This is a genomic window from Kitasatospora sp. NPDC036934 (assembly GCF_055608425.1).
The window spans coordinates 149851-171612 of the sequence record NZ_JBVJQR010000010.1; the positions used below are offsets into that span (position 1 = coordinate 149851).

Genomic DNA, 21762 nt, shown 5'->3' on the forward strand with positions numbered 1-21762 from the left:
CAAATAGTTTGTGATACCGTTCACGAGTACCGAGAACACGCCGAAAGACCTGACAGGTGGATGACTTCCGTCCCTGGTCGGTCTCCCTCGACGGGCCCGCCTCGCGGGCGGCCCGGCGGCGGCCACTCGGTCCGGTGCCACCCCGCCACCATCTGTGCCCGTCCCCCCGCCACCTCGACATGCCGCCGGAGCTGCCGACATGCCGTCCACCGACGCCCGGATCCTCCGAGGCGCCGCGATTCCCACTGCGGTCGCCGGGATCATCGCCATGGCGATCTCGTTCGCTGTTGCCGGTGGGAAGGGGCTGCTCGGCGCCTTCTTCGGCGCGCTGCTGGTGATGGCCTTCTTCAGCTTCGGCCAGGTCGCGCTCGACCGGCTGACCAGGTCGAACCCTCAAATGATGATGGCCGCAGGGCTGTTGGTGTACACCACGCAGATCCTGCTGGTCGGCATCGTGCTCGCGATCTTCAAGAACACCGAACTGTTCAACCGGCAGGCCTTCGCCTTCACCCTGCTGGGCTGCGCGCTGATCTGGACCGCCTTCCAGGTGCGCGGCGCACTCAAGGCCAAGACCTTCTACGTCGACACCGACGCCTCGGAAAAGAAGGGCGACAAGCCCTCCGACTCGGGACGTCAACAGTGACGAGGCCTGGCTGTCCCCCCAACGAGGGGGGCGGTGTTTATGCCGCACTGACGGCCTGCTATCGTCCGTCGCAACAACGGAGTACGGGAAGAGGCCAGGTCTGTCCGGATAGCGGACCGATCGCCCCCCGGACCCGCGCAGTCTTCGATGATCCCGCAGTCGCGCAGCGAGCCGTCGCGCGGGGTCGGCGAGAAACCCATCAAGTTCCAGTGCCGCTCCGTGGTCGCAGGCCACGCCGACACACCGAGGTTGCCGTATCCATGCGTCACGACGAAGGAGTCCGTGGTGAGTGCTGAACTCACGTCCCTCGCCTCAGGCAGTTGCCACTTCGGGGACGCTGGCTGCGGCTTCCCGGCCCCGGGTCTGAACGAGTTCCAGTTCAAGCCGATCTTCTCGGTCGGCGGCATCGACTTCAACAAGCCGATGCTGCTGTCGATCATCGTCGCGCTGCTGGTCGTCGTGTTCTTCTGGGCCGCCTTCGCCAAGCCGCGCCTGGTTCCGGGCAAGCTGCAGCTGGTCGGTGAGATCGGCTACGACTTCGTCAAGCGGTCCATCGTGCTGGAGACGATCGGCAAAAAGGGCGAGAAGTACGTCCCGATGCTGGTCTCGATGTTCTTCTTCGTGTGGCTGCTGAACATCATGTCGATCATCCCGTTCGCGCAGTTCCCCGTGACGGCGGCGATCGCGTTCCCGGCCGGCCTCGCGGCGGTCGTGTGGATCACCTACATGACGCTGACCTTCAAGAAGCACGGCTTCGTCGGCGGTCTGAAGAACCTCTGCTGGCCGTCGGGCATCCCCGGCTGGGTCATGTTCATCCTGGTGCCGATCGAGTTCTTCTCGAACATCTTCGTGCGCCCCTTCACGCTCGCGGTCCGAGCCTTCGCGAACATGTTCGCCGGCCACCTGCTGATCGTGATGTTCTCCATCGCCTCCTGGTACCTGCTCAGCCCGACCCTGGGTGCGCTCTACGGCTCGGCCTCGTTCATCGTCGCCGTCGGCCTGACCGCCTTCGAGCTGCTGGTCCAGTTCCTGCAGGCCTACATCTTCGTGATGCTGGCCAGCAGCTACATCGCCGGTGCCCTGGAAGAGGCGCACTGAGCCTGAGGCCCTGCCTCTCGTGAACCATCCGGATCGCCCGGTGGCCAATCACCACCGGTTCACCACCCCCTGCAAAGGACACAACTGCAATGACCATGATCGCTGAGGGCGTCGTCGGTTCCATCGCTTCCGTCGGTTACGGCCTTGCCGCCATCGGCCCCGGCATCGGCGTCGGTCTGATCTTCGGTAACGGTGTCCAGGCCATGGCCCGCCAGCCCGAGGCCGCCGGTCTCATCCGTTCCAACATGTTCATCGGCTTCGCGCTGACCGAGGCGCTCGCGCTCATCGGCATCGTCATGCCGTTCGTGTTCGGTACCGGCAAGTAATTCCGGCGCACCGGTAGTCCCCCAGACGAAAGGTTCAGATATGAACCCCGTGGTCGCCTTCGCGGCCGAGGAGAAGATGAACCCTCTTCTCCCCGCGTGGCCCGAGGTCATCATCGGCCTGCTCTGCTTCTTCATCGTCTTCGGTCTGCTCGGCAAGAAGCTCCTCCCCAGCATCGAGAAGGTGCTGTCGGAGCGCCGGGACGCCATCGAGGGCGGCATGGAGCGCGCCGAGGCCGCTCAGGCCGAGGCCCAGGCCGTGCTTGAGCAGTACCGTGCCGAGCTCGCCGAGGCGCGCCACGAGGCCGCCCGCATCGTCGAGCAGGCTCGCGAGCAGGGTGCCGCCCAGCTCACCGAGATGCGCGAGGAGGGCCAGCGTCAGCGCGAGGCCATCGTCGCCGCCGGCCACGCCCAGATCGAGGCCGACAAGAAGCAGGCGACCGCCGCCCTGCGTCAGGACGTGGGTTCGCTGGCCACCCAGCTGGCTTCCCGCATCGTGGGCGAGTCCCTGGAGGACTCCGCCCGGCAGAGCGGCGTCATCGACCGGTTCCTGGACGAGCTGGAGGCCAAGGCCGCCGTTGCTCAGGGTGCGGCCAAGTGATCGGCGCCAGCCGTGAGGCCCTCGCCGCCGGTCGGCAGAACCTCGACAGCCTGACCGACTCCACCTCGGTGGACGCGGCCAAGCTCGCCGAGGAGCTCGCCGCCGTCACGGCCGTACTGGACCGTGAGGTGTCGCTGCGCCGAGTCCTGACCGACCCGTCCCGGTCGGGTCAGGACAAGGCCCAGCTGGTCACCTCGCTGCTGACCGGTCAGGTCTCCGGCGAGACCGTCGACCTGGTCTCCGGCCTGGTCCGCTCCCGCTGGTCGGGCTCGCGCGACCTGGTGGACGCGACCGAGGAGCTGGCCGCGTACGCCGAGGTCATCGCCGCGGACAAGGCCGGCGCCCTGGACGACGTCGAGGACGAGCTGTTCCGCTTCGGCCGGGTGGTGAGCGGCTCGCACGAGCTGCGCGCCGCGCTGACCGAGCCGAAGGCCGGTGCCGTGGCCAAGGCCGCGCTGGTGAACAAGCTGCTCGGCGGCCGTGCCAACGCCGGCACCGTCCGGCTGGTCACCGCCCTGGTCAACGTGCCGCGTGGCCGTAGCCTGGAGCAGGGCCTCGAGTCCTACTCGAAGCTCGCCGCCGCGCGCCGCGGCCGCATGGTGGCCCTGGTCACCAGTGCGGTGCCGCTGTCGGACAGCCAGAAGGAGCGCCTGTCCGGTGCTCTGGGCCGGATGTACGGCCGCCAGGTCCACCTGAACATCGACGTCGACCCCGAGGTCGTCGGCGGCGTCCGGGTGCAGATCGGCGACGAGATCATCGACGGCACCGTGTCGAGCCGCCTCGAAGGCGCTCGCCAGTCGCTCGAAGGCTGAGCAACCAGCAGCACATCCGACCCTCGGTCGGGAAACCGGCTCCCCAAGGAGTCGGCAAAACGTACGGCCGGTTCATACGACCCGGCCGAGAGTCGAGTACTTGCGGCCCTCAATGGCGGGCCGAGGATCGCAAACTAGGAGAGCAGGGAAGCCTGATGGCGGAGCTTACGATCCGTCCGGAGGAGATCCGGGACGCGCTGGCCGACTTTGTCCAGTCGTACCAGCCGGACGCCGCTTCTGTGGAAGAGGTCGGTACGGTCACTGACGCGGCGGACGGCATCGCGCATGTCGAGGGCCTGCCCTCGGTCATGGCGAACGAGCTGCTGAAGTTCGAGGACGGCACGCTCGGCCTCGCGCTGAACCTCGACACCCGCGAGATCGGTGTCGTCGTCCTCGGTGAGTTCGGCGGTATCGAAGAGGGCCAGACCGTGCGCCGCACCGGCGAGGTCCTCTCGGTTCCGGTCGGCGACGGCTACCTCGGCCGCGTCGTGGACCCGCTGGGCAACCCGATCGACGGCCTGGGCGACATCGCCTCCACCGGCCGTCGCGCCCTTGAGCTGCAGGCCCCCGGCGTCATGGCCCGCAAGTCGGTCAAGCAGCCGCTGCAGACCGGCATCAAGGCCATCGACGCGATGACCCCGATCGGCCGTGGCCAGCGTCAGCTGATCATCGGTGACCGCCAGACCGGCAAGACCGCGGTGGCCGTCGACACGATCATCAACCAGCGCGACAACTGGCGCTCGGGTGACCCGGAGAAGCAGGTCCGCTGCATCTACGTCGCCGTGGGCCAGAAGGGCTCCACCATCGCGTCCGTCCGCGGCGCCCTGGAGGAGGCCGGCGCGCTGGAGTACACCACCATCGTGGCCGCTCCCGCCTCCGACCCGGCCGGCTTCAAGTACCTCGCCCCGTACACCGGTTCGGCCATCGGCCAGGAGTGGATGTACGACGGCAAGCACGTCCTGATCATCTTCGACGACCTGTCGAAGCAGGCCGAGGCCTACCGCTCCGTCTCCCTGCTGCTGCGCCGCCCGCCGGGCCGCGAGGCCTACCCGGGTGACGTCTTCTACCTGCACTCCCGTCTGCTGGAGCGCTGCGCCAAGCTGAACGACGCCCTGGGCGGCGGCTCGATGACCGGTCTGCCGATCATCGAGACCAAGGCCAACGACGTCTCGGCGTACATCCCGACCAACGTCATCTCCATCACCGACGGCCAGTGCTTCCTGGAGTCCGACCTGTTCAACGCCGGCATCCGCCCGGCCGTGAACGTCGGTATCTCGGTCTCCCGCGTCGGTGGCTCCGCCCAGATCAAGGCCATGCGCTCGGTCGCCGGCCGTCTGCGCCTGGACCTCGCCCAGTACCGTGAGCTGGAGGCCTTCGCCGGCTTCGGCTCCGACCTGGACGCGGCCTCCAAGGCCCAGCTGGAGCGCGGTGCGCGCATGGTCGAGCTGCTGAAGCAGGGCCAGTACCAGCCGTTCCCGGTCGAGGAGCAGGTCGTCTCCATCTGGGCCGGCACCACCGGCAAGCTGGACGACGTCCCGGTCGCGGAGATCCGCCGCTTCGAGCGCGAGTTCCTGGACTTCGTCCGCCTGCAGCACAAGGACCTGCTGGCCGGCATCGTCGAGACCGGCCTGCTGGCCGACGGCACCGTCGACGCCCTGACCGGCGCGATCGAGTCGTTCAAGCAGGGTTACCAGACCGCCGACGGCAAGCTGCTCTCCGAGCAGGCCTGAGTCCGGTAGCGAGGGAAAGGACGTAACGACCCATGGGAGCACAGCTTCGGGTCTACAAGCGCCGGATCCGCTCTGTCACCGCGACGAAGAAGATCACCAAGGCGATGGAGATGATCTCCGCGGCGCGCATCGGCAAGGCGCAGCGCGCGGTGGCGGCCTCCGCTCCGTACGCCGATGAGCTCACCCGGGCGGTGACGGCGGTGGCCACCCGGTCCAACGCCAAGCACCCGCTCACCACCGAGAACCCGAACGCCGAGCGCGCGGCCGTCCTGCTGATCACGGCGGACCGCGGCCTGGCCGGCGGTTACTCGTCCAACGCCATCAAGGCCTCGCTGACGCTCATCGAGCGCCTGCGCGGCGAGGGCAAGGACGTCGTGACCTACATCGTCGGTCGGAAGGGTCTGTCGTACTACACCTTCCGCAACCTGGCGGTGGGCAACTCGTGGACGGGCTTCTCGGACAAGCCGACCTACGGCGACGCGAAGACGGTGGCGGCCGAGCTGATCGAGGCCTTCACGGCCGAGACCGGCGGCGTGGACGAACTCCACGTGGTCTCGACCGAGTTCGTGTCCATGCTGACGCAGGACGCGGTCGCGGCGCGGCTGCTGCCGCTGAAGCTGGACGAGGTCCAGCTCAGCGACCAGACGCCGGCCAAGTCGGAGATCTTCCCGCTGTACGACTTCGAACCGTCGGCGGAGGGCGTGCTCGACGCGCTGCTGCCGCGGTACGTCGAGAGCAGGATCTACAACGCGCTGCTGCAGTCGGCTGCTTCCGAGCACGCCGCCCGCCGCCGCGCGATGAAGAGCGCGACGGACAACGCCGGCGAGCTCATCAAGTCGCTCACGCGGCTTGCCAACTCGGCCCGTCAGGCCGAGATCACCCAGGAAATCAGCGAGATCGTCGGCGGTGCCAACGCCCTCGCCGACGCTAGCCGCGGGAGCGAATGAGTATGACCACCACTGTTGAGCCGACCACGGCGACGGGCCGCGTCGCGCGGGTCATCGGCCCGGTCGTCGACGTGGAGTTCCCCGTCGACGCGATTCCGGACATGTTCAACGCCCTGCACGTCGAGGTGGACAACCCCGACGGCACGGGTAAGAAGACCCTCACCCTCGAGGTCGCCCAGCACCTCGGCGACGGCCTGGTCCGCGGCATCTCGATGCAGCCGACCGACGGCCTGGTCCGCGGTTCGCAGGTCACCGACACCGGTGCCGCGATCTCCGTCCCGGTCGGCCAGATCACCAAGGGCAAGGTCTTCAACGCCCTCGGTGACGTGCTGAACGTCGACAAGGCGGAGTTCGACAAGCAGGTCGAGGTCCGCTGGCCGATCCACCGCAAGGCCCCGGACTTCAAGGACCTCGAGTCCAAGACCGAGATGTTCGAGACCGGCATCAAGGTCATCGACCTGCTCACCCCGTACGTCACGGGTGGCAAGATCGGTCTGTTCGGTGGTGCCGGTGTCGGCAAGACCGTTCTGATCCAGGAGATGATCTACCGCGTCGCCGAGAACTTCGGTGGTGTGTCGGTGTTCGCCGGCGTCGGCGAGCGCACCCGTGAGGGCAACGACCTCATCGACGAGATGGTCGACTCGGGCGTTCTGGACAAGACCGCGCTGGTCTTCGGCCAGATGGACGAGCCGCCGGGCACCCGTCTGCGCGTCGCGCTCTCCGCGCTGACCATGGCGGAGTACTTCCGTGACGTCGAGAAGCAGGACGTGCTCCTCTTCATCGACAACATCTTCCGGTTCACCCAGGCCGGTTCCGAGGTGTCGACCCTGCTCGGCCGCATGCCCTCCGCGGTGGGCTACCAGCCGAACCTGGCCGACGAGATGGGCCTCCTGCAGGAGCGCATCACCTCGACCCGCGGTCACTCGATCACCTCGATGCAGGCGATCTACGTCCCCGCGGACGACCTGACCGACCCGGCGCCGGCCACCACCTTCGCCCACCTGGACGCGACCACCGTTCTGTCGCGTCCGATCTCGGAGAAGGGCATCTACCCGGCCGTCGACCCGCTGGACTCCACGTCCCGCATCCTCGACCCGCGGTACATCGCGCAGAACCACTACGACACGGCCGTCCGCATCAAGGGGATCCTGCAGAAGTACAAGGACCTCCAGGACATCATCGCCATCCTCGGTATGGACGAGCTGTCCGAAGAGGACAAGATCACGGTGCACCGTGCCCGCCGCATCGAGCGCTTCCTCTCGCAGAACACCTACGTGGCGAAGCAGTTCACCGGTGTCGAGGGCTCGACCGTGCCGCTGTCGGAGACCATCGAGGCCTTCAACTCGATCGCCGACGGCAAGTACGACTCCGTCCCGGAGCAGGCCTTCTTCATGTGCGGTGGCATCGAGGACCTCGAGAAGAACGCCGCGGAGCTGGCGAAGAAGTAATCGCGGCCGGTAGCAGCTGAGTGACCGTGAGGGGTGGCCCCCGAGCCTGGGGACCACCCCTCGCGTCGCATCGGCTGTGATTCCGGTCAAATCCGTGCCGCCGGTTTCATGCCGGGGGCGCGGGGCCGTTATTCTTACCGAAACTCCCGAGTAATCGGGGGTTGCATGAGCCTAGGAGCCCACGTTGGCTGAGCTGCACGTCGAGCTGGTCGCAGCCGACCGCAAGGTGTGGTCCGGTGCGGCCACCATCGTCGTCGCCCGTACGGCCTCCGGTGACACCGGCATCATGCCGGGCCACACCCCGGTGCTGAGCGTGCTGGAGACCGGTCCGGTCACCATCCGCACGGTGGACGGCGGCACTGTCATCGCCGCGGTGCACGGCGGCTTCATCTCCTTCGCCGACAACAAGCTGTCTCTGCTCGCGGAGATCGCCGAGCTGGCGGACGAGATCGACGTCGCGCGTGCCGAGCGCGCACTGGAGCAGGCGAAGTCCGACCTGGACGCGCACGCCGAGCGTCGCGCCGAGGTGCGGCTGTTCGCGGCGCGCGGCCTCAAGGCCCACGCCTGAGTGTGCCGGACCCCCGGCTTGGCGGGGTCGACCGACGGTCCCGGGGACGCGCGAGCGTGACCCCGGGACTGTCGTCGTAGTTGGTAGGTCAGCGCGGTCGTCCGGTACGACCGTAAACGGGGAACGCGGGTAGCGAGGAGGTAGGTGAGCATGGTCCTCGCGCTTGTGGTGTGTGCGGCGGTCGTGGCGCTGGGAGTGATCGGCTTGATGGCCTTCGCCGTACGCCGCCGCCTGATCCAGCGGGTCGGCGGCACGTTCGACTGCAGCTACCGGCTCAAAATGCCCGCCGACGCCTCGACGCAGCCCGACCTCGACGAGAACGGCAAGCCCACCTCCGCCCCGGTCCCCCCGACCGACGGCAAGGGGTGGGTTTTTGGTATCGGCCGGTACAGCGGCGACTCGATCGAGTGGTTCCGGGTCTTCTCGTACGCCCCGCGCCCGCGCCGGGTGCTGCCGCGGCGGGAGATCGAGGTGCTCGGCCGGCGCTACCCGGAGGGCCAGGAGGAGCTGGCGCTGCTCTCCGGCTCGGTGGTGCTGCGCTGCCTGCACAACGGGGCGCCGCTGGAGCTGGCGATGAGCGAGGACGCGCTCACCGGCTTCCTGGCCTGGCTGGAGGCGGCCCCGCCCGGACAGAGGGTCAACGTCGCCTAACCCGGGCGGCTAGGGTGGCGGCATGGTCAATCTGACGCGCATCTACACCCGTACCGGGGACGACGGCAGCACCGCGCTCGGCGACATGAGCCGGACCACCAAGACCGACCCGCGGCTGATGGCGTACGCCGACGCCAACGAGGCGAACGCGGCGATCGGGGTGGCCCTCGCGGTCGGTGCGCTGCCCGAGGACGTGGCGGCCGTGCTCATCCGGGTCCAGAACGACCTGTTCGACGTCGGCGCCGACCTCTCCACGCCCGTGGTCGAGGACCCGAAGTACCCGCCGTTGCGGGTGCTGCAGTCCTACATCGACCGGCTGGAGGGGGACTGCGACCACTACCTGGAACAGGTGGAGAAGCTGCGCAGCTTCATCCTGCCCGGCGGCACGCCCGGCGCGGCCCACCTGCACCTGGCCTGCACGGTGGTGCGGCGGGCCGAGCGCTCGACCTGGGCGGCGATCGCCGAGTACGGGGACTCCGTCAACCCGCTGACCGCGAAGTACCTCAACCGGCTGTCCGACCTGCTGTTCATCCTGGCCCGGGTGGCCAACAAGGAGCGCGGTGACGTGCTCTGGGTGCCGGGCGAGAACCGTTAGGGCACCTTCTCCGGAGCGGGCTGCTCGGCCACCCGGCCGTCCACCACGGTGACGCCGGCCGGCGGCTCCTTGGGCCAGATCGAGTAGCAGCCGGCCACGACCACGTTGACCCCGGCCGCGATGCCCAGCTTCCAGTACCACGGGGCGAAGTCGCCGAAGTGGGCGGAGCCCGCGGACAGCGGGAGGAGCAGGCTGATCAGGGCCAGGGTGATCACGGCCGAGACGACCGTGCGCTTGGCGATCTGCCACTCGTACGCCGTCCGCTCCGGGCCGTACTTCGGCGAGGGCGGCGGCTTGGGGCCGCCGGCGAAGCGGTGCAGGAAGTGCCGGTCGGCCCAGGCCACCAGCGAGGGACCGTAGCCGACCGAGAAGCCGGCGTAGCTCGCGGCCAGCGCGTGCATCCAGCTCGCCTCGGCGCCGCCGCGCAGGTTGAGCACGGTGAGCGCGTACAGGGCGAGGTCCACCACCGGCAGGCCGATCAGCAGCACGGTGCTGGTGCGGCGCCGACGCAGCAGGTAGCGGGTGGAGAGGGCGAGGCCGAGCACGATCCACCAGGAGATCTCGGCCGCGACGATGAGGGTGACGATCATGTTGAGCTCCGGTCGTTTCGGCGGTGGCTCCAGCCTCGCGCGGGTGCGGTGCGGTGTCGTCGTCGTCCGGTGCCGTCCGGGCCTGCACCTTTCGATGTAGCGGGCTCCTCCGCGGACCGGAGCCGGGCGGGCCGCGGGGATGGTGAGATGGGGTCGTGCTCGTACCGTCCCTCCCCCCGCGGCAACTGGACCGGCTGATCGCCCTGTGCGGGCTGCTCGGCGGCGCGGTGTTGATCGTCTTCAAGGTGTACGACCGCGCCGATCGGCTGCCGCTCTGGGCGGTGGTGCTGCCGCTGCTGGTGATGGCCGGGCTGGAAGTGCTCCGGCGCACCCGGCCGGTGGTCGCGGTGTCGCTCGGCGGGCTGGCCTTCGCCGGGAGCGTGTTCGCCGGCAGCCTGCTGGCGACCACGATCATGTACACCGACCTGCTGTACGCGGCGGTGCTCTACGGCTCCAGCCGGATGTCCCGGGTGCTGCACCTGAGCGGCGGGGCGACCGTGCTGGTGCTCTCCAGCCTGGCCTGGTACACGTCCGGGACCTCGGCGGGGCTGCTGATCGTGGTGGTCGGTTCGCTGGTGTTCCTGGGGCCGGTGTGGACCGGCGACCTGGTGCGCAGGCACCGGCACGAGGCGGAGACCGAGCGGCTGCGGGCCGAACAGACCGCACTGCTCTCGGAGATGGACCGGCGCGAGGCGGTCGGCGCCGAACGGGCGCGGATGGCAAGGGAGTTGCACGATGTGGTGGCCAACCACCTGTCGGCGATCGCGATCCACGCCACCGGGGCCCAGTCGGTGGCCCGGAGGCAACGGTTGGCCGCGGACGATCCGCTGGTGGAGGTGCTGGCGGTGATCCGGGAGAACAGCGTCCAGGGATTGGCCGAAATGCGCCGCATGATCGGGCTGCTCCGGGACAGCGGCGGGGGAGAGGCCGACGAGTCCTACGCCGCGCCCGATCTGGCCGCGGTGGACGCCCTGTTGGCGAAGGCCCGGGCGGCCGGACGGGACATCGGGCTGGCGTTCGAGCTGACCGAACTGGGTGAGCGCGGAGACGTCCCGGTGCCGGTCGGGCTGGCCGCGTACCGGATCGTGCAGGAGTCGCTGACCAACGCGCTCAAGCACGCCGGGCCCGGACTGGTCGCGCTGCGGCTGGAGTTCGGCCCCGAGGAACTGCGGATCGCCGTCGACAGCCCCTACCGCGGCGAGCCGGGCCGTGGGCTGCCCGGCGCCCGGGCCGGGCTGGTGGGCATGGCGGAGCGGACCGGGCTGCTCGGCGGCAGCTTCGAGGCCGGGCCGCGGGACGGATGCTGGAGCGTGCGCGCGGTGCTGCCGCGCGGCCGGGAGAGCGAGGGACGGGTATGACGATCCGGGTGCTGGTGGCCGAGGACCAGGCGGCGGTACGGGCGGCGCTGGTGATGATCCTGCGCGCCGAGCCCGGGTTCGAGGTGGTCGGGCAGGCCGCCGACGGCGAGGAGGCAGTCCGGCTGGCGCTGGAGCTGCGGCCCGACGTGGTGCTGATGGACGTGCAGATGCCCCGGCTGGACGGCGTCTCGGCGACCCGGCAGGTGGTCGAGGCCGGCGCCGCCCAGGTGCTCGTGCTGACCACCTTCGACCTGGACGAGTACGTCTACGGAGCGCTGCGGGCCGGCGCGGCCGGGTTCCTGCTCAAGGACCTGGAGGCGGACACCCTGGTCGAGGGCATCCGGACGGTGGCGCGCGGCGAGGGCATGCTGGCGCCCTCGGTGACCAGGCGGCTGATCGGGACCTTCGCCCGCCCCGAGCGGCCGGTCGGAGCGGAGGCCCGGACGGCGGTGGCGGGACTGACCGGGCGTGAGCGGGAGGTGCTGGCCTGCCTCGGCGCCGGGATGTCCAACGGGGAGATCGCGGCCCGGCTGGAGATGGCGGAGGCGACCACCAAGACCCACGTCAGCCGGATCTTGGCGAAGCTGGGGCTACGGAGCCGGGTGCAGGCGGCGATCCTGGCCCAGGACCTCGGTCTGACCATCTGACCACCATCCTGGTCGGGTGACCAGGTCGGTTGCAGATCACACTCCCGATTGCTATTGCGCACGGGATTCGGGCACTAAAGTCCGGCCCAGAGCACTGCGGCTCCCGGTGGGCGACCCCTGCCCTGAGCCGCTTTCAGGGCCCGCCCGCGGGGCGGCGACGGCATCGGGAGACCCAGCCATGAGCAATGCGTCCAGCAAGCAGATCGCCGTGATCGGTGCCGGCCTGATGGGCGCCGGCATCGCCCAGGTGTCCGCCCAGGCCGGCCACCCGGTGGTGCTGCGGGACGTGACCGAGGAAGCGCTGCAGCGCGGCCTCACGGGCATCCGCGCCTCGTACGAGAAGTTCGTCTCCAAGGGCAAGCTCAGCGCCGAGGACGCCGAGGCCGCGCTGGGCCGGATCACCACCACCACCGACCTGGGCGCCGTCGCCGAGGCCGACATCGTGGTCGAGGCCGTGTTCGAGAACCTGGAGGTCAAGGAGGGGCTGTTCCGCGAGCTGGACAAGCTCGCCAAGGACGGCGCCGTCCTGGCCTCCAACACCTCCGCCATCCCGATCACCCGGATCGCCGCCGTCACCGGCCGGCCGGAGTCGGTCGTCGGCGTCCACTTCTTCTCGCCGGTCCCGATGATGAAGCTGGTCGAGCTGGTCCGCGGCTACAAGACCAGCGACGAGACGATGGCCGCCGCCCGCGCCTACGCCGAGGGCGTCGGCAAGGAGGTCGTGGTGGTCAACCGCGACGTGGCCGGCTTCATCACCACCCGGCTGATCACCGCGCTGGTCGTCGAGGCCGCCAAGCTGTACGAATCGGGCGTCGCCACCGCCGAGGACATCGACACCGCCTGCCGCCTCGGCTTCGGCCACGCCATGGGCCCGCTGCAGACGGCCGACCTGACCGGCGTCGACATCCTGCTGCACGCTGCCCACAACATCTACACCGAGACCAAGGACGAGAAGTTCGCCGCCCCGGAGATCATGGCCCGCATGGTCACCGCCGGCGACCTCGGCCGCAAGAGCGGCCGCGGCTTCTACCCCTACGAGGGCAAGTGAGCCCCAGCGGCCTCTCCCGGGCCTGAACGACCTGGTGGGCCGTGCGATCGGGGCATCGTGCGGCCCGCTGTTCCGGGGTGGGTGAGTTTCCTCACGCAGGGTGCCGCAGACGGGTGATTTGGGCGGTAATCGAGCGTAGGTGTGGAGAGTTCCTGCGTATATTCCCTCGGACGAGTGAAGTTGCTTCAGATCAGGGCGGAAACCAGCAACCTGCGGCGCTGCTCCACCGTCAGATGGGGGAACCCGGCATTCCGACCGGGGCCGGGCGCGGACCGAGCCGCCACCGGCGTCCCGCCCGGGCAGTCCCGACCTCGATCCAGCGGCCACCCCGATCGGGCGGCCACCCCGCCTCCCGGCCCGTCGCGGCCGGGGCCGGACCTACCCCCCCGGAAGAACCGGACCAGCCAGGCCACCCAGGCGAAGGAGGAGAGCATGCGCATCACCGGCAACCACACGGCGCTGGCCATCGAAGGCCGCCTCGACGTGCGCACCGCCGCCGACGCACGCGTCCAGCTGCACCAGGCCGTGGACGGTGGCCTCGGCGACCTCGTGCTCGACCTCGGCCGGCTGGAGTTCTGGGACGCCACCGGCCTCGGCGTGATCATGGGCACCCACCGGCGGGCCGGCCGGATCGGCCGCCGGCTGGTGCTGCGCTCCGTCCCCGCCCAGCTCCAGCGGCTGCTGGTGGCCACCAAGCTGCACCGCATCCTCGCCGTCGACGGGGGCATTCCCGAGGTGCAGGTCCTCTAGCTCGTAGGGCGGATCCGACAATTCGCGTCGGTCCGCGCGCGCCGGCCCGCCGGCCCGGCCCGGCAGGTCGGGGACGACCCGGCAGGCCTTCACCTTCCCCGCACCCGGACCGCGCTGCACGGCCGGGCCCGGATGTGCAAGAGTCTGCCCGTCAGATGACGGCCGCCCGGAGCCGGGTGCCCACCGCCCGCCCGCGGCCGCGACCGAGACGTGTGCCGGCCGGCGCGGGGCGCCGGCGGCCGAACACGATACGGAGCAGAACGTGGCACAGCCATCCGGCGAGTTCCGGCAGGAGGCCGTCCGCACCCGCGGCGGCGAACTGGTCTCCGGCGGCCTGCTGGTCGGCGTCGGCGCCCCGGACGGCTCCGAGGCCCGACCCTGTCCGGAGGAGTGGCGGCCCCGCCCGCGCCGGATCGAACGCAGCGAGCCCGCGCGTGGCCCGCTCGGCGGCGTCGGCCGGGCGGTCGGCCCGCTCGCCCTCGGCGCCGGGCCCACCGACCTGCCGCTGCTCGACCGCGAGGCCGACATCGCCGAACTGCTCGGCCTGCTCGCCGAGGGGCGCTCGATACGCCTGGTCGGCCAGGCCGGCTCGGGCCGCAGCACCCTGCTGTCGGCCGTCGCCGAAGCCGCCGCCGACCTCGCCCCCGGCGGTGTCGTCCAGCTCTGCGGGCACCGCCGCACCGCCGCCGACCTGCTCCAGGACCTCTTCGCGGCCACCCACCAGGCCCCTGGCTACCGGCCCGACCCCGGCCAGCTCACCGCCCACCTCGCCGAGGTCCGCGCGGTCGTCGTGATCGACGGGGCCGAGCCGACCGGCGCGGAGCTGGAGGAACTGCTCGCCACCGCCCCCGGCTGCGCCTTCCTGATCTCGGGCGCCCCGGACGGCCCGCCGCTGCCGGCCGGTTCCCGGCTGCGGGACCACCTCGTCCCCGGGCTGTCCCGGGCCGCCTGCCTCGCCCTCACCGGCCGGCTGGCCGGACGGCCCCTGGACGTCGCCGAGAAGGCCTGGGCGGTCGACCTCTGGTTCGAGTCCGAGGGACTGCCGCTGCGCTTCGTCCAGGCCGCCGCGCTGCTGCGCCAGCGGGACGTCTCGGTGGACGCGCTGGTCGCCGCCGAGGAGGACCGGCGGGACGTCTTCGGCGCGATCGAGGAGCCCGTCCACGACCCCGACCCGGCGATCCGGGAGAACGCGCTGCGGCGCACCGTGCCGCTGCCCTCGGTCGCCGAGACCGCCTCGCCCGCCGTCCGCCTCGCCGAGGGGCTCAGCGAGCCCGCGCAGGCCGTGCTGAGGCTGGCCGTCGCGCTCGGCGGCGAGTGCCCCACCGCGCCGCACCTGCCCGCGCTGATCGACGTCGGCCATGGCGAGAGCGCGCTGGCCGAACTCGCCGACGCCGGGCTCGCGGTCTCCATCGGCGGGCACCACCGGCTCACCGCCGGGGCGCTCGAACTGCTCGCCCCGCACTGGCCGGCCCGCGGCTGCGTCGACGGCGCCGCCCAGCACTTCGCCTGGTGGGTCGGGCACAGCTCGGTGTCGCTGGCGCAGATCGCCGCCGAGGCCGAGGTACTGATCGGCGTGCTGCTCGCGGACCGGACCGCCGGACGGCACGACGCCGTCGTCCGGCTGGCCCGGGCGGCCGCGCCCGCGCTGGCACTGGCGCTGCGCTGGGGCGCCTGGGAGCGGGTGCTGCAACTCGGCATGGAGGCGGCCCGGAGCACCGGCTCGGCGGTCGACCAGGCTTGGTTCCACCACGAGGCGGGCGTCCACGCGATCTGCCTCCGGCAGCCGTCCCGGGCGATCGCCGAACTGGAGAGCGCGCTCACCCTGCGGGCCGCCGCCGGCGAGCAGCGCGGGGTCGCCGCCGCGGGCCGGATGCTCGACCTGCTGCGCGCCGACGGCCGGCAGCTGCCGGCCGCCGCGCCCGCCGGGGCGGCGGCCGGACGCGGGCCGGTGATCCGCAAGATCGCGGCCCGGGTACCGGCCGGGCTGAAGGCCCGTACCGGGAAGCGCCGCCGGGTGGTGGTGGCCTCCGCCGCCCTGCTCACCTTCGGCGTGCTCGGTACGGCGGTGGCGATGAGCCTCGCCGGGCCCGACGGGGCCAAGGGGAACGATCCGCACGGGCGGATGGACGAGGTCGGCGACACCGGCAACGCGCCGCTGCCGCTGCCGTCCGCCGACAGCGCTCCGGGTACCGCCGGGAGCGGCGGCACCGCGCCGGGGGCGCCGGCCGGGACGGGGACCAGCCCGGAGCCCTCGGCGAGCGGCAGCGCGTCGCACTCGCCGAGCGCCTCGCCGAGCGCCTCGCCGACGAGGCGGCCGAGCAGCTCGCCGGGGGCGACCCAGTCGGACGGCCCGCAGGGGCAGCCGCAGCCGCCCGCGCCGGGCCAGCCGCAGCCGCAGCAGTCTCAGCCGCCGGGTCCGCAATCCTCGCCGCCGTCGGTGCCGAGCCACGCCCCGTCGGCACCGGCGACCACTTCGAGCGCGCCCTCGACGCCGCCCACGCCGTCGTCGCCCCCGACCGGAACGCCCAGCCCGACCACCTCGGCGAAGAGCGGACCGGCCTGACCGGTCAGAACAGCTTGAGCTTGTCGTCGTCGATGCCGCGCAGCTCGTCGTAGTCCAGCACCACGCAGCCGATGCCCCGGTCGGTGGCCAGGACGCGGGCCTGGGGCTTGATCTCCTGCGCGGCGAAGACGCCCTTGACCGGGGCCAACAGCGGGTCCCGGTTGAGGAGTTCGAGGTAGCGGGTGAGCTGCTCGACACCGTCGATCTCACCGCGGCGCTTGATCTCGACGGCGACCGTGGCACCGTCGGCGTCGCGGCAGAGGATGTCGACCGGGCCGATGGCGGTCGGGTACTCGCGGCGGATCAGCGACCAGCCGGACCCGAGCACCTCCATCCGGTCCGCGAGCAGCTCCTGGAGGTGGGCCTCGACGCCGTCCTTGATCAGGCCGGGGTCCACCCCCAGCTCGTGCGAGGAGTCGTGCAGCACCTCCTCCAGCGTGATGATGAGCTTCTCGCCGGCCTTGTTCTCCACCGTCCAGAGCCCGTCGGCCACCTTGAGGGCGCACGGCGGGGACATCCAGTTGAGCGGCTTGTAGGCGCGGTCGTCGGCGTGGATGCTGACGCTGCCGTCGGCCTTGACCAGGATCAGCCTGGTGGCGGAGGGCAGATGGGCGGAGAGCCGACCGGCATAGTCGACTGAGCAGCGGGCAATTACGAGACGCACGGTCGACCACGCTAGCCCACCGGGGCCAGTTGATGCGATTCCGAGACGACCGGGTGAAGAAACCGCGAACCCCGCGAACATGGAGGTTCGGTGGTCCCGCCGCCGCCCGCCGCGCTCTGGCGTACGCCCCCTGGGGTCGCTACGGTGTGTGACGCCACGGATGCGGGGTCGCTGTCAACGGGGATGGAGACTTCAGGTGAACGATCCGACGGGATCCGGCCAATCTGGTGCACCGCGGCGTATTTCCGGAGCAATCCGTAGGAACGACCAGCCCGCTCCGCCGTTGACTGCCACGCTGTTCTGACGCGGTCGGTGTTCAGGACGTCACGTCCCGTGGCGCCGCCGCCCTTCGCAACAGGTGCCGGAAACGCCCGTCCCACGGTGTTCCGGACACCATCTGCGATATCGCCCACCCTCACTGTGAGCTTGGACTACGCATGACCACCCGGGCGCCGCCGCGGGTGGACCGCGAGAGGAGAATCCATGTCGCTCGACGTCTCACCGGCCCTGCTGGAAAAGGCCGAGCGGGGCGAGGTCGACGAGCGGGAATTCGTCGACTGCGTCCGCGTCTCGTTGCCGTACGCCTGGGACCTGATCAGCTCCCTGGTGGCCCAGGCGAAGGTCGACGGCACCGACTTCGCCGACAACCAGGTGCCGCCGCCCAGCGAGCAGGCCCGCGGCCAGCTGCTGCGCGCCCTGGCCAGCGATGCCATCCGGGGCGCCCTGCAGCGCCACTTCGGCGTCCGGCTGGCGTTCCAGAACTGTCACCGGGTGGCGGTGTTCCTGCCGTCCGAGGCCAACGAGGCGCGGTACGGCCGTTTCACCTCCGTCCGGGAGCAGCTGCTCAACCAGTCCGAGGAGCTGCGGGACTGCTGACCCGGCCGGTGCCGGCCGCCCCCGTCCCCCGGTGCGGGGAGGGAGGGCGGCGGTCCGGGCCGGGGTCAACTCAGCTGCGGCAGCACCTCGGAGCCGAGCCGGGCGATGTTGTGCAGGGTCGCCTCGCGGTCGCCGCTGCCCTCCGCGAGCAGGGCGAACCGCCGGATGCCGGTGCGCTCGGCGGTGGCCAGCAGCCGGTCGGCGCACTGCCTCGGAGTGCCCACCGCGTGCAGGTCGCAGAGCAGTTCGGTGTACTGGTGCGGGTCGCGCATCTTGCGTTCGCGGCCGTCCACGGTGCGGTGGGCGCCCAGCCCGTACTCGAACCAGCCGGGCATCGCGTTCAGCAGGGTGGCGCGGGCGGCCGAGGCGCGGTCGTCCACCTGGGCCACGCCGGCCGCGACGTGCTGGCGCGTCACCCGGCGCAGCTGCTCCTCGCCGCGTCCGGCGGCCAGCCAGGCGGCGCGGTAGAGCTCCAGCATCCGCAGCTTGTCGTCGTCGCCGGAGTGCATGCCGAGCAGCATCGGCAGCCCGCGCTCGGCGGCCAGCTTCACTCCGCCCGGGGAGGTGCAGGCGACCACCACCGGCGGGCCGGCCACCGGTCGTCCGGCGGCGGTGAGTTCCTCGGCCAGGCCGTCGGCGTCCTGGCGCTGGCGCGGGAAGCGCACCGGGCCGGTCGGCTCGTCCAGACCGAGCCAACTGCTCAGGCCCGGGCGGCGCGGCGATTCGGTGGCCTGCGGCACCACCGCCACCTCGGGGAAGGCGAACTGCGGTCCGTCCGCGCCCACCCGGGAGCCGCGCAGCCAGCGCAGCAGCAGGTCCAGCCGCTCCGGGAAGCCGTTCTCGAAGGCGTCCACGCCGGCGCCGAACACCTTCAGGTCGATCCACGGCCCGCCGCGGCCCACCCCGAGCGTGAAGCGCCCGCCGGAGGTGAGGTGGAGCAGCGCGGCCTGCTCGCCGAGCGCCACCGGGTGGCTGGTGGAGAGCACGCTGACCGCCGTGCCGATGCCGATCCGGCGGGTGCGCCCGAGCAGCAGTGCGGCCAGGGTCGCGGCGTTGGGGCAGACCCCGTACGGGACGAAGTGGTGCTCGGCCAGCCAGACGCTGTCCAGGCCCGCGCGTTCGGCCTCGACGGTGGCCCGGACGGTGCGCTCCAGCGCCTCGCCGTGGCTCTGCCCGGGGAACTGGGCGGACAACAGGAACGCGCCGACCCGTACCGGGGCGGTGTCCGGCGGCAGTGCGCCGTTGCGCTGTGCGGCGGTCAGCGGTTCGCCCGTGACGGCGGTCAGCGGCGGTACGGAGGTGAGTGTCGGGCCGGGGGCGGGTGGGCGCACGCCGACGGGCCGGCGGGTCTCGGCACGGGGGCTGGTCTTGGTCATCCTGGGGGCCTCCTCGGGTGCACGCAGGGTCTGCGGGCCCCGCCTGTCCACTCGTGGGTATCCGATGTCATGTGCCAATGGCACGCGGAACCCCTAATTTCTCCGATGACCGGGTGGATCTCGGCAAAAAGGCCGGACGGGCGGCCGACGCCGTGATAGGGGCCGGTAAAAGGGTTTGACACCCGTAGGCTGGACCGAACTCAAGCCCCCGGAAGAGAGGCAGTCCGCCGTGCCCCGCCGCAACCGGATCAAGAGCGACGCCCCCCGCGAGAGCGCCGAACCGGCCGCCGCCGCGCTCGGCGGATCGCTGCGCCGTACCGAGAGCTACCAGGGCGACGACTGGGTGGTGCAGACGGTCGCCGGCACCGCGGGGCGCTTCTACCGCTGCCCGGGCTGCGACCAGGAGATCCCGCCGGGGGTCGGCCACGTGGTGGCCTGGCCGATGCACGGTGGCGGTGTGGACGACCGGCGGCACTGGCACCGAGCGTGCTGGGGAGCGCGGGAGCGCCGGGCCTCCAACGTCCTGCGAGGCCGCGGCGCTCCGCGCTACTGAAGCCGGACTCCCCTCCCGGACAGGCCCTACGCGTCGCGGTTCTTGAGCACCAGCGCGCCGCCGATCAGCGCTGCCAGGGTCCAGGCCAGGCAGATCGTGAAACCCGCCCACGGCCCGTACGGCTGGCCGTTCTGCTCGTACACCAGGAGCATCCGGGAGCCCGCGTAGTCGGGGAAGTAGTGGGCCAGGGTCTTGACCTTCGGCACCGCCGAGAGGATCGGCGAGAGCAGGAAGAAGAACGGCACCAGCACGCCGAGCGCGAGCGTCTGGTTGTGCAGCATGGCGGTGACGCCGGCCGAGAACAGGCAGAGCATCGTCAGGTACAGCGCGGCGCCGAGCACCGCGCGCAGCACGTTCGGCTCGCTCAGGGTGGTGGAGTGCGGGCCGAGCAGCGCCTGGCCGACGAAGAAGGTGACGAAGGCGGTCACCAGCGAGACCAGGAAGGCCAGCCCGCCGAGCACCAGCGCCTTGCCGGCCAACAGGGTGCCGCGCTGGGGGACGGCGGCCAGGGTGACCCGGATCATGCCGCTGCTGTACTCGTTGCCGATCGCCAGCACGCCGAAGACGATGATGGCCAGCTCGCCGAGCATGATGCCGGAGAACGCCGTGCCGGTGGCGTCGAACGGGGTCTCCTGGTGGCGTCTGAACTCGGTGAAGTTGTTGTTGGTGAGCAGGGACAGCAGCGCTCCGATGCCGACGGTGACCACGAAGGCCAGCGCGAGCGTCCAGACGGTGGAGCGGACGCTGCGGATCTTCGTCCACTCGGAGCGCAGGATCGCCGGGAAGGACGTCATCTCAGTTCTCCTCCTGCCGCGCCGCCGCGGTCGGCCGGGTGCCGTCCGCCTTCCAGCCCGCGCCCCAGGCGTCGGGTGAGCCGGCCGGGTCCCGGCCCGGGCCGTCGCCCGCGTGGTACTCCACCGAGTCCGCGGTCATCTGCATGAACGCCTCCTCCAACGAGGCCTGCTGCGGGCTGAGTTCGTGCAGCACCACGCCGTGCTCGGCGACCAGTTCGCCGAGCCGGGCGATGTCGCCGTCGACCACCTCGTAGGAGCCGCCCGGGCCCGGTTCGTGCCGCACGCCGGCGTCGGCCAGGACGTCGAGCAGGCGCTCGGGGTGGGGGGTGCGCATCCGTACGGCGGAGCGGGAGTTGCGCCGGATGAACTCCGGCATCGGCAGGTCGGCGAGCAGTCGGCCCTTGCCGATGACCACCAGGTGGTCGGCGGTGACGGCCATCTCGCTCATCAGATGGGAGGAGACGAAGACCGTCCGGCCCTCGCCGGCGAGGCGCTTCATCAGGTTGCGGATCCAGAGGATGCCCTCCGGGTCCAGGCCGTTGACCGGCTCGTCGAACATGACGATCTCCGGGTCGCCGAGCAGCGCGGAGGCGATGCCCAGGCGCTGGCCCATGCCGAGCGAGAAGCCGCGGGCCCGCTTGCGGGCGACCGGGGTGAGGCCGACCAGGGCGAGCGCCTCGTCGACCCGGCGCTCGGGGATCCGGTTGCTCTGGGCGAGCCAGAGCAGGTGGTCGCGGGCGGTGCGGCCGGGGTGGACGGCCTTGGCCTCCAGCAGGGCACCGATGTACTTGAGCGGCTCGCTGAGCTGCCCGTAGCGCTTGCCGTCGATGGTGACCCGGCCGCTGGTCGGACGGTCCAGGTCGAGGATCATGCGCATGGTGGTGGACTTTCCCGCGCCGTTGGGGCCGAGGAAGCCGGTGACCACGCCCTGGGGGACCGAGAAGCTCAGCCGGTCCACCGCGAGAGTCTTGCCGTAACGTTTTGTCAGGTCGTGCAACTCGATCATTCGCGCTCCCTTACTCTCTGTCAGGCTAGGACAAAGCGGATGGCGTGGCCCGTCGAGTGGGCCCGCTGAGTGGGCTCACCGGGCGCACCGGAATACGGTGGGCGGCATGAGCGAGCAGAGC

General features: G+C 71.2%; 23 protein-coding genes. 18 read left to right on the forward strand and 5 right to left on the reverse strand.

Annotated features, from left to right (window positions below):
* Nucleotides 1-199 precede the first annotated feature (199 nt).
* The 11 genes from ACZ7BZ_RS17460 (at nt 200) to ACZ7BZ_RS17510 (ending at nt 9416) form a co-directional block, all read left to right on the forward strand.
* Nucleotides 200-643, forward strand: coding sequence for a hypothetical protein (locus tag ACZ7BZ_RS17460; RefSeq protein WP_380452902.1), 444 nt, complete (start codon nt 200-202; stop codon nt 641-643).
* 285 nt (nt 644-928) lie between these two features.
* On the forward strand, nt 929-1741 hold the full coding sequence (gene atpB, locus ACZ7BZ_RS17465; RefSeq protein WP_380452903.1) for a F0F1 ATP synthase subunit A: 813 nt from the start codon (nt 929-931) through the stop codon (nt 1739-1741).
* An 89-nt stretch (nt 1742-1830) separates the two neighbouring features.
* Nucleotides 1831-2067, forward strand: coding sequence for an ATP synthase F0 subunit C (gene atpE / locus ACZ7BZ_RS17470; protein ID WP_097236234.1), 237 nt, complete (start codon nt 1831-1833; stop codon nt 2065-2067).
* A 40-nt stretch (nt 2068-2107) separates the two neighbouring features.
* On the forward strand, nt 2108-2665 hold the full coding sequence (locus ACZ7BZ_RS17475; RefSeq protein ID WP_188302976.1) for a F0F1 ATP synthase subunit B: 558 nt from the start codon (nt 2108-2110) through the stop codon (nt 2663-2665).
* Complete coding sequence (locus ACZ7BZ_RS17480) at nt 2662-3477, forward strand: F0F1 ATP synthase subunit delta (protein WP_465740662.1); 816 nt, start codon at nt 2662-2664, stop codon at nt 3475-3477. Before ACZ7BZ_RS17475 ends, ACZ7BZ_RS17480 begins: the two co-directional genes overlap by 4 nt.
* 155 nt (nt 3478-3632) lie before the next feature.
* Nucleotides 3633-5207: a F0F1 ATP synthase subunit alpha gene (gene atpA / locus ACZ7BZ_RS17485; RefSeq protein WP_380452908.1), complete on the forward strand. Its 1575-nt coding sequence runs from the start codon at nt 3633-3635 to the stop codon at nt 5205-5207.
* 32 nt (nt 5208-5239) lie between these two features.
* Nucleotides 5240-6154, forward strand: a complete 915-nt coding sequence (locus ACZ7BZ_RS17490) for a F0F1 ATP synthase subunit gamma (RefSeq protein ID WP_470359069.1) — start codon at nt 5240-5242, stop codon at nt 6152-6154.
* Nucleotides 6155-6156: 2 nt separating this feature from the next.
* On the forward strand, nt 6157-7602 hold the full coding sequence (gene atpD, locus ACZ7BZ_RS17495; protein WP_470359070.1) for a F0F1 ATP synthase subunit beta: 1446 nt from the start codon (nt 6157-6159) through the stop codon (nt 7600-7602).
* 184 nt (nt 7603-7786) lie between these two features.
* The gene (locus ACZ7BZ_RS17500) at nt 7787-8170 is read left to right on the forward strand and encodes a F0F1 ATP synthase subunit epsilon (RefSeq protein WP_030282045.1); all 384 of its coding nucleotides are present in this window, start codon (nt 7787-7789) and stop codon (nt 8168-8170) included.
* 150 nt (nt 8171-8320) lie between these two features.
* Nucleotides 8321-8821 (forward strand): DUF2550 domain-containing protein, encoded by a 501-nt coding sequence (locus tag ACZ7BZ_RS17505; RefSeq protein ID WP_188302971.1) that lies wholly within the window; start codon nt 8321-8323, stop codon nt 8819-8821.
* Nucleotides 8822-8843: 22 nt separating this feature from the next.
* Nucleotides 8844-9416, forward strand: a complete 573-nt coding sequence (locus ACZ7BZ_RS17510) for a cob(I)yrinic acid a,c-diamide adenosyltransferase (RefSeq protein WP_470359071.1) — start codon at nt 8844-8846, stop codon at nt 9414-9416.
* Here ACZ7BZ_RS17510 and ACZ7BZ_RS17515 read toward each other — a convergent pair.
* Nucleotides 9413-10006 carry a hypothetical protein gene (locus ACZ7BZ_RS17515; RefSeq protein WP_470359072.1) on the reverse strand — a complete coding sequence of 198 codons (594 nt, stop codon included), beginning with the start codon at nt 10004-10006 and terminating at the stop codon, nt 9413-9415. The genes ACZ7BZ_RS17510 and ACZ7BZ_RS17515 overlap by 4 nt on opposite strands.
* 155 nt (nt 10007-10161) lie before the next feature.
* Between ACZ7BZ_RS17515 and ACZ7BZ_RS17520 the strand changes: the two genes are divergently transcribed.
* The 5 genes from ACZ7BZ_RS17520 to ACZ7BZ_RS17540 all read left to right on the forward strand — a co-directional run bounded on the left by ACZ7BZ_RS17520 (nt 10162) and on the right by ACZ7BZ_RS17540 (nt 16372).
* On the forward strand, nt 10162-11364 hold the full coding sequence (locus tag ACZ7BZ_RS17520) for a sensor histidine kinase (protein WP_470359073.1): 1203 nt from the start codon (nt 10162-10164) through the stop codon (nt 11362-11364).
* Nucleotides 11361-12011 carry a response regulator gene (locus tag ACZ7BZ_RS17525; RefSeq protein ID WP_470359074.1) on the forward strand — a complete coding sequence of 217 codons (651 nt, stop codon included), beginning with the start codon at nt 11361-11363 and terminating at the stop codon, nt 12009-12011. Before ACZ7BZ_RS17520 ends, ACZ7BZ_RS17525 begins: the two co-directional genes overlap by 4 nt.
* Nucleotides 12012-12189: 178 nt before the next feature.
* Nucleotides 12190-13059, forward strand: coding sequence for a 3-hydroxyacyl-CoA dehydrogenase family protein (locus tag ACZ7BZ_RS17530; protein ID WP_380452922.1), 870 nt, complete (start codon nt 12190-12192; stop codon nt 13057-13059).
* A 432-nt stretch (nt 13060-13491) separates the two neighbouring features.
* A complete protein-coding gene (locus ACZ7BZ_RS17535; protein WP_380452924.1) occupies nt 13492-13809 on the forward strand; it encodes an STAS domain-containing protein in 318 nt (105 codons plus the stop codon).
* 262 nt (nt 13810-14071) lie between these two features.
* Complete coding sequence (locus tag ACZ7BZ_RS17540; protein WP_470359075.1) at nt 14072-16372, forward strand: ATP-binding protein; 2301 nt, start codon at nt 14072-14074, stop codon at nt 16370-16372.
* A 4-nt stretch (nt 16373-16376) separates the two neighbouring features.
* On the opposite strand, the gene nucS is transcribed toward ACZ7BZ_RS17540, so the two are convergent.
* On the reverse strand, nt 16377-17036 hold the full coding sequence (gene nucS / locus ACZ7BZ_RS17545) for an endonuclease NucS (RefSeq protein ID WP_470359076.1): 660 nt from the start codon (nt 17034-17036) through the stop codon (nt 16377-16379).
* A 483-nt stretch (nt 17037-17519) separates the two neighbouring features.
* Here nucS and ACZ7BZ_RS17550 point away from each other — a divergent pair, with 483 nt between their 5' ends.
* Nucleotides 17520-17912, forward strand: coding sequence for an SCO5389 family protein (locus ACZ7BZ_RS17550; RefSeq protein ID WP_380452930.1), 393 nt, complete (start codon nt 17520-17522; stop codon nt 17910-17912).
* Between the two features lie 65 nt (nt 17913-17977).
* Here the strand turns inward: ACZ7BZ_RS17550 and ACZ7BZ_RS17555 are convergent, their stop codons facing one another.
* The gene (locus tag ACZ7BZ_RS17555) at nt 17978-19288 is read right to left on the reverse strand and encodes an LLM class flavin-dependent oxidoreductase (RefSeq protein ID WP_470359077.1); all 1311 of its coding nucleotides are present in this window, start codon (nt 19286-19288) and stop codon (nt 17978-17980) included.
* A gap of 229 nt (nt 19289-19517) precedes the next feature.
* On the opposite strand from ACZ7BZ_RS17555, the gene ACZ7BZ_RS17560 reads away from it, so the two are divergent.
* Nucleotides 19518-19841 carry an ATP/GTP-binding protein gene (locus tag ACZ7BZ_RS17560; protein WP_380452934.1) on the forward strand — a complete coding sequence of 108 codons (324 nt, stop codon included), beginning with the start codon at nt 19518-19520 and terminating at the stop codon, nt 19839-19841.
* A 26-nt stretch (nt 19842-19867) separates the two neighbouring features.
* Here the strand turns inward: ACZ7BZ_RS17560 and ACZ7BZ_RS17565 are convergent, their stop codons facing one another.
* Nucleotides 19868-20635, reverse strand: a complete 768-nt coding sequence (locus ACZ7BZ_RS17565) for an ABC transporter permease (protein ID WP_380452936.1) — start codon at nt 20633-20635, stop codon at nt 19868-19870.
* A 1-nt stretch (nt 20636) separates the two neighbouring features.
* Nucleotides 20637-21641 (reverse strand): ABC transporter ATP-binding protein, encoded by a 1005-nt coding sequence (locus ACZ7BZ_RS17570; RefSeq protein WP_470359078.1) that lies wholly within the window; start codon nt 21639-21641, stop codon nt 20637-20639.
* Nucleotides 21642-21762: the final 121 nt, after the last annotated feature.

Excerpts from the sequence above, each read along its gene's own strand:
- ACZ7BZ_RS17475 (WP_188302976.1), top strand. The coding sequence starts at position 2,108 with ATGAACCCCGTGGTCGCCTTCGCGGCCGAGGAGAAGATGAACCCTCTT.
- ACZ7BZ_RS17515 (WP_470359072.1), bottom strand. The coding sequence starts at position 10,006 with ATGATCGTCACCCTCATCGTCGCGGCCGAGATCTCCTGGTGGATCGTG.
- ACZ7BZ_RS17565 (WP_380452936.1), bottom strand. The coding sequence starts at position 20,635 with ATGACGTCCTTCCCGGCGATCCTGCGCTCCGAGTGGACGAAGATCCGC.
- ACZ7BZ_RS17530 (WP_380452922.1), top strand. The coding sequence starts at position 12,190 with ATGAGCAATGCGTCCAGCAAGCAGATCGCCGTGATCGGTGCCGGCCTG.
- ACZ7BZ_RS17510 (WP_470359071.1), top strand. The coding sequence starts at position 8,844 with ATGGTCAATCTGACGCGCATCTACACCCGTACCGGGGACGACGGCAGC.
- atpD (WP_470359070.1), top strand. The coding sequence starts at position 6,157 with ATGACCACCACTGTTGAGCCGACCACGGCGACGGGCCGCGTCGCGCGG.
- ACZ7BZ_RS17525 (WP_470359074.1), top strand. The coding sequence starts at position 11,361 with ATGACGATCCGGGTGCTGGTGGCCGAGGACCAGGCGGCGGTACGGGCG.
- ACZ7BZ_RS17570 (WP_470359078.1), bottom strand. The coding sequence starts at position 21,641 with ATGATCGAGTTGCACGACCTGACAAAACGTTACGGCAAGACTCTCGCG.
- ACZ7BZ_RS17555 (WP_470359077.1), bottom strand. The coding sequence starts at position 19,288 with ATGACCAAGACCAGCCCCCGTGCCGAGACCCGCCGGCCCGTCGGCGTG.
- ACZ7BZ_RS17505 (WP_188302971.1), top strand. The coding sequence starts at position 8,321 with ATGGTCCTCGCGCTTGTGGTGTGTGCGGCGGTCGTGGCGCTGGGAGTG.
- ACZ7BZ_RS17490 (WP_470359069.1), top strand. The coding sequence starts at position 5,240 with ATGGGAGCACAGCTTCGGGTCTACAAGCGCCGGATCCGCTCTGTCACC.
- ACZ7BZ_RS17550 (WP_380452930.1), top strand. The coding sequence starts at position 17,520 with ATGTCGCTCGACGTCTCACCGGCCCTGCTGGAAAAGGCCGAGCGGGGC.
- atpA (WP_380452908.1), top strand. The coding sequence starts at position 3,633 with ATGGCGGAGCTTACGATCCGTCCGGAGGAGATCCGGGACGCGCTGGCC.
- ACZ7BZ_RS17535 (WP_380452924.1), top strand. The coding sequence starts at position 13,492 with ATGCGCATCACCGGCAACCACACGGCGCTGGCCATCGAAGGCCGCCTC.
- atpE (WP_097236234.1), top strand. The coding sequence starts at position 1,831 with ATGACCATGATCGCTGAGGGCGTCGTCGGTTCCATCGCTTCCGTCGGT.
- ACZ7BZ_RS17460 (WP_380452902.1), top strand. The coding sequence starts at position 200 with ATGCCGTCCACCGACGCCCGGATCCTCCGAGGCGCCGCGATTCCCACT.